Annotated in this window: 1 protein-coding gene; it reads left to right on the forward strand. The window is 43.2% G+C overall.

Annotation, left to right across the window (positions count from 1 at the left end; all coding sequences use genetic code 11):
- Positions 1 to 46: 46 nt before the first annotated feature.
- Positions 47 to 1,769, forward strand: a 1,723-nt coding sequence (gene rsxC, locus L652_RS0112275; RefSeq protein ID WP_024603477.1) for an electron transport complex subunit RsxC, incomplete at its 3' end; no start/stop codon positions are given.

Genomic DNA, 1,769 nt, shown 5'->3' on the forward strand with positions numbered 1-1,769 from the left:
GGCAGCTAGACGCTATTCCTGTTACACAAATAGATTAGAGGTTTGAGTGGACAAGTTACTTGAACAAATAAAAAAAGGCACCGTGTGGGCATTTCCTGGCGGCATACACCCACCACAACAAAAATCACTCTCTAATAGTGCGAGTATCACTCGCCTACCTTTGCCCGATAAACTCATTGTTGCGCTTAAGCAACACATAGGCGCAAACGGTAAGTTACTTGTAGAAAAAGGCCAACACGTCTTAAAAGGCCAACCACTAACAGAGCCTGCTGCTAACTGGTCGGTACCTGTGCATGCGCCAAGCTCTGGTGTGGTTACTGATATTGCACCTATGCCATCAGCACATCCATCGGCCCTGCCTGAACTAAGTGTTATTATTGAACCAGACGGCAAAGACGAATGGGTAGCTCTAAATAAAAATAAAAATCCTGCTGAGCTTAGCCATGATGAGCTTATAAATATTATTCACCAAGCCGGTATTAGCGGTATGGGTGGTGCTGGTTTTCCTACTTATGTAAAAGCAGATACCAAGCAACCTATCGAATTTTTGATTGTAAATGCTGTTGAGTGCGAACCTTATATTACTGCCGATGACGTTTTAATGCGCGAACACGCTAAAGAAGTTATCCAAGGCATTGAAATAATGCAGCAACTTTTAAACCCAACACTGTGCATTGTGGGTATAGAAGATAACAAGCCTGAAGCTATTGCAGCAATGAAGCAAGCAGCTGAGCATAACTCAAAAATTATTATTCAAACGGTGCCAACTATTTATCCATCTGGCGGTGAAAAGCAATTAATTAAATTACTTACTAACCGTGAAGTTCCTAGCATTGGTATTCCTGCCGATATTGGTATTTTAGTGCACAACACGGGTACTTTGTTTGCCGTACAGCAGGCCGTTTATGAAGGCAAACCGCTAATTGAGCGTATAGTTACAGTAACAGGTAACACTATTCATAAACCTGGAAATGTATGGGCACTACTTGGTACTGAAATAAAGCATTTACTTGATTGCCAAGGTTTCTCGCCTGTACCTCAGCAAAGTGTTGTGATGGGCGGCCCAATGATGGGCTTTACGCTACCCACAGTACGTATTGGCATAGTTAAAACCACTAACTGTATTTTAGCGCCTGATCATAAAGAGCTAGCGGAACCCGGCCCTGAAAAAGCCTGTATACGTTGTAGCGCCTGTGCCGATGCCTGCCCTGCTTCTTTATTGCCACAACAATTGCAGTGGTTTGCTAAATCAAAAGAGTACGACAAACTACAAGAGCACAATTTATTTGATTGTATTGAATGTGGTGCTTGTGCATACGTGTGCCCAAGCGAAATCCCTCTTGTACAGTACTACCGTATAGCCAAAGTTGAAATTAAAGAACAACAAGCTGACAAAATTAAAGCCGACAGAGCAAAAGAGCGTTTTGATGCCCGAAAAGAACGTTTAGAGCGTGAGCAAGAAGAACGCCAAAACCGCCATAAACGCAAACCTGCTGCTAAGTCTGCTGACGAAAAGCAAAAAGTAGCTGAGGCACTAGCCCGTGTTAAAAATAAATCAGATAACGGCGATGAAAAATCAGCTGTTGCTNCTGCCGCTATTGCACGCGCTAAAGCTAAAAAGCAAGAAGGCGAAGAACTAGAGCCAGACAACAGCGAAGTAGCAAAAGAGCGCGCACTACGTAAAGAACAAGCGCGTAAATATAAAGAGCAAAAATCGCAAACAGATGAATCGGCCGAGACTGCACCCGTTGATGATAAAAAATCAGCGG

Origin of the sequence: Pseudoalteromonas sp. TB25 (assembly GCF_000497995.1) — a bacterium.
In the GTDB taxonomy this organism is placed as follows: domain Bacteria; phylum Pseudomonadota; class Gammaproteobacteria; order Enterobacterales; family Alteromonadaceae; genus Pseudoalteromonas; species Pseudoalteromonas distincta.